Source organism: Halovenus aranensis (assembly GCF_900100385.1).
Taxonomy (GTDB): Archaea; Halobacteriota; Halobacteria; order Halobacteriales; family Haloarculaceae; genus Halovenus; species Halovenus aranensis.
Window position 1 is genome coordinate 1 of record NZ_FNFC01000041.1, and the last position, 3,734, is coordinate 3,734.

5 protein-coding genes are annotated in these 3,734 nt (G+C 50.1%); 1 reads left to right on the top strand and 4 read right to left on the bottom strand.

What is annotated here, in order from left to right; genetic code table 11:
- Positions 1–59 precede the first annotated feature (59 nt).
- The gene (locus tag BLR34_RS16400; protein WP_092704949.1) at positions 60–662 is read right to left on the bottom strand and encodes a hypothetical protein; all 603 of its coding nucleotides are present in this window, start codon (positions 660–662) and stop codon (positions 60–62) included.
- Positions 662–1,144, bottom strand: a complete 483-nt coding sequence (locus BLR34_RS16405; RefSeq protein WP_092704951.1) for a hypothetical protein — start codon at positions 1,142–1,144, stop codon at positions 662–664. Before BLR34_RS16405 ends, BLR34_RS16400 begins: the two co-directional genes overlap by 1 nt.
- Positions 1,145–1,531: 387 nt before the next feature.
- On the opposite strand from BLR34_RS16405, the gene BLR34_RS16410 reads away from it, so the two are divergent.
- The gene (locus BLR34_RS16410; protein WP_092704953.1) at positions 1,532–2,608 is read left to right on the top strand and encodes a glycosyltransferase; all 1,077 of its coding nucleotides are present in this window, start codon (positions 1,532–1,534) and stop codon (positions 2,606–2,608) included.
- Between the two features lie 34 nt (positions 2,609–2,642).
- Here BLR34_RS16410 and BLR34_RS16760 read toward each other — a convergent pair whose 3' ends face one another.
- Entirely contained in the window at positions 2,643–2,858 is a 216-nt protein-coding gene (locus tag BLR34_RS16760; RefSeq protein WP_143414210.1) for a hypothetical protein, read from the bottom strand.
- 336 nt (positions 2,859–3,194) lie between these two features.
- Entirely contained in the window at positions 3,195–3,473 is a 279-nt protein-coding gene (locus BLR34_RS17680) for a sulfatase-like hydrolase/transferase (protein ID WP_368086108.1), read from the bottom strand.
- Positions 3,474–3,734 lie beyond the last annotated feature (261 nt).

The window sequence follows — 3,734 nt, forward strand, 5'->3', positions numbered from 1 at the left end:
GAAAACGCGTCCGTCGCAAACCCGGCGATGAAGCGCTCAAAACCATCCTTGAAACTGCGCTATGATGCTACCAACAATCCTCTACCCATGAGCGTAAGGAATTTCAATGCAACAGAAGATGTTGATTTTAGCCCATCTCTTTGTAGTTTCTGAACCGCTCTCTGGACAAGGCTCATACATGGACAGTAGTCGGGGAAGGGCAAAAAAACAATACATCCTCGTCCCGAAATAGGCGGCGTTAGAAACCGTGAGTCCTCAAGGCCCTCGGCGACGTCCGCCTCTACCATGTCGTCGAGGTCGTACTTCTGCATGAGCTCGCCCGTCGCGGTTATCTCGTCGTCGCCGAGGCCGTCGACCGCGTCGGGCGCCCCCTCGGCGAGCACCTTACCGACTTTCTGTTGACTCTCCTCGTAGCGGTCGATATACTGTTGCATACGCTCGAGGACGTCCCGACACTTCTCCTCGGTGAGCCGCCTCGGTCCCGTCCGATCGTCGAACGGGAGCCGCTGGGTTTGTGACTCCCCGAGAAACTCGTCGAGCGTCATGTAGAGGTGCTCCTCGGCGAGGCGACGATACGTGTGAAACGCTCGGTAGAACTCGGCGACGGTGTCCATGAGGTTCTTTTCCGCCTTTGCCATGCGGGGCGGGGCGTAGTGTTCCATCAGCTCGGTTCGGTAGCTGAGTAACCCCACAGCTCGCGGTACTTCCCGGCGAGGCGCGACTCGTTGGCGTCGTACTGGGGTCCGTAGTCGTGAGGCCATGATGGCGGCGTGTCGGCGTTCCCGTACTCGTCGACGGTGAAATGGCCCGTTGATAGTTGCTCGAGCGCCTCGTTCAGAAGGACGGCGAGGGCGTGCATATTCCGGGCGGTTTCGTACATCATCATCGCTGTATAGAGCCGCTCGAGCTCGGCGTTCGCCGCACTCGAGAGTGAATACCCCTCGATCGCCCCGTAGGTAAACTCCAGGTCGCGGGTTTCGTATTCGTATCTCGGCGCCGAATCCCGGAGCATTTCTATGCGATCCTCTTTGCCCTCGGCGGCCGCTTTCAGGAACATTCGCACCCGCTCGTCGACGTCGAGATCGCCGAGGACGTTATCTTGTACGTTCTTGACGTCGTGTCTGAGATCGGTTAGTCGTTTCATAGCTGAATCACCTCAATACTGTTCGACACCCGCCTCACCTATCGCCTGAGCAAACGCCTCGGCCACCAACAGCATTTTTTGCTAACGTCACCACTCTCTGCGTGAAGCGGGAAATCTTCGACATAGGATAATCGCGGTTTCCCGCTTCAACTCCCTAGTTCTGACGGTTCGTTCCAGTGCTGTCTAGTGATTCACCAGAGCCTTTTGCTGTCAGGCCTTCCCAACCAGCGGTCGAGCATGGCTGATCCACCAACTCATCCTTGCTCACCCATCTCCTTCATGCTAAGGTTGACACTCTTACTATAGTCAGGATTACCTATCGATGTCCACGACCTCATGTCTATTCAATAGCAACCATTTTGTATATGTGACCAAGTGACCCTATTGATGAAGGTCATTCATGTAATTACTAGTCTTGCACTCGGTGGTGGTGAGGAACACCTTCTCCGACTAATCAATCAAACAGATGACCTCGATCACGCAGTCTGCTTCCTTGGGATGAATCGTGCTCTACGGCGGGAATTCTCCGATGCAGGAGTAGAAGTTGTGGATTTGGGATATGATCAACCAAGAGATCTACCATTTGCGTTATTCAGAATGTACAAGTTGCTGAGGAGCGCCGATCCTGATATTGTCCATCTCCATTTGATCCACGCGATCGTGCTCGGCAGACTAATTGGAAGACTCGCTCGAGTTGACAACATTATTTCTACACAACAAAACGTTTCACAGTCCTATCCTCTTTTTTGGGGGTATCTTGAGAGGTTTACAAGAGGATTGGAGGATCAATCTGTGGCTGTCTCCCGAGCCGTACTTGATTCGTTCGCAAACCGGTCGGATGACCATTGGTCGGTGATCTATAATGGCATTGATGTGGAATCTTTTCGCCGAAAAGTCTCTGAAGCAACTTCCTTCCAAACTAACGACTTCACTCTGCTAAATATCGGTCGTTATCACAAGCAGAAGAACCAGTCATACCTGATAAACAGTCTGGCAGAACTCAAGCGAACGACAACATCTTTTAAGGCCTATATCGTTGGCTGGGGAGAATTAGAAGAAGACCTAAAATCATTGGTTAATGAGAAGGGATTAGAAGACGAAGTAGAAATTACTGGGAAGTCGAAAAACGTTGAGAAATACTATAATTCTGCAGACATATTTGTATTGACATCGAACTACGAAGGATTACCCTTGACAGCCACCGAGGCAATGTCGGCCGGGCTACCGATCATCGGTACCGACGTCGCAGGCATTAAAGAAGTAGTAGACGACGGTGGAACCGGATATCTAGTTCCAAACAATGATGAAGGTGCACTTGTTAACGCCCTGTCGAAGATCGCTGATCCCGAAACACGGCGGAAAATGGGGAAACAATCTTACGATAAAGCAAGGGAGAAATTTGATATCAGTGAGACGAGTACACAGTACGTGCGTCTTTACGAGGAACTTTCTGCTACGGAGTGAGGAACACAGATACTCTAAGGTATTTGGGGGTTAGCTAATCTCTATATCCCAGTTCCTTCAATTGCGATTTCACTTCCTCACTCAGTCTACCACTTATCGAAGGGTGATTCTCCGGATCAATCACGAGTTCGTCAATCAGATCCCTCAGCTCGCACGGTCCATCGGCGAGAGGCCGTGGAAGGTGCTCGCCAGCGTCGGAACTGATTTCGTACGTGACGTTTCGCAAACCCTCTTCCCAGCCATCGTCCATCGTATCGAGAGGCCGTGTGTTTTCGAGATGAATACATTTGTAGTCCTGATTCCGAACGACGGTCGTGTATCTATCTTCATCGATACTATCCGAGATACACGCTATGTCGCCATTATCGCTACAGTTCAGATGAGTGTCACGGCTGGAAGGTCTCCCCATTTCCTTCCGATCGATACTGTAGAGATCCGATATCAGTTCGTTCATCCAGGCTAGAGAAAATAGAGAATCAGTTCTAAATTGCCCCCTATCAGCCGATTTTACGAAAAGTGGCACATGAAGCAATTCATCATACATGTAATGATAGGGATGGCCATGTCTTCTTCGATTGTAAAGAGCCTACCCATGATCGGAGGTGATAATAAGGTTTGAATCGGCCAAAACATCAGTATTATGAAGATGTTTAATGAATTCAGATATTTGCTTGTCAACGTATCTGACTGCACTGTCGTAGATTAACCGATAGAGGGGAGATTCGATATTTAACATTCGCTTGACATCCGCTTTCGCGATCCGTCTGGTTGGAATTTGATATAGTGGAGACTCATCTACGCAGTTAGTCGAAATGGGGGCGTGGATGTCCATGAAGTGCATCCACAAAAAGAATGGAGGTTCCAGTTTGTCAACAACTGATACAGCACATCCGTCTTTAGCTAAGAGGGCTCTGGTGAATCACTAGACAGCGTCGGCTTCGACCGTTAGAACTAGGGAGTTGAAGCGGGAAATCGTCGATGCCTATGTCGAAGATCTCCCGCTTCACGAAGAAAGCGGTCCAGTTAGCTAAAAAGAGCGTGTCATAGAATCAATCACAGGATCTTGAGATTCGTCCGTCCGGGATTGTGTCCACGTTCATAATTGGTGATGGCGACGATCACGCGG